1 protein-coding gene is annotated in these 392 nt (G+C 62.5%); it reads left to right on the top strand.

Annotated features, from left to right (window positions below):
* Window positions 1-362 (top strand): FGGY-family carbohydrate kinase (locus H6B10_RS15585; protein ID WP_243427431.1); only part of this gene is annotated, 362 nt, incomplete at its 5' end.
* Window positions 363-392: the final 30 nt, after the last annotated feature.

The raw sequence follows: 392 nt of genomic DNA on the forward strand, positions 1-392 counted from the left end.
CCGCCGTGCAGGACGCCTGCGCCGGGAGCGGCCAGCCTGTGCCCCAGACGGTGGGCCAGCTGATGCAGTGCGTCTACCGCAGCCTGACCCTGTGCTACAAGAACGCCATCGCCGGCCTTTCCGAACTGACCGGCAAGACCTACACCAGCATCAACATCGTGGGCGGCGGCTGCCAGGACAACTACCTCAACCGCATGACCGCCGCCGTCACCGGTCTGCCGGTGTACGCCGGCCCGGTGGAGGGCACGGCCATCGGTAACCTGACCGTTCAGATGATTCACGGCGGCGAATTTGCCGGCCTGGTCACCGCAAGACAAAGTATCCGTGAAAGTTTTGATATCAAGGAGGTTCTTCCCCAATGAGCATGTTAGTGGAAACCAAAGCCCGGGTAG

The sequence above is a fragment of the Gemmiger formicilis genome (assembly GCF_016901605.1).
In the GTDB taxonomy this organism is placed as follows: domain Bacteria; phylum Bacillota; class Clostridia; order Oscillospirales; family Ruminococcaceae; genus Gemmiger; species Gemmiger formicilis_B.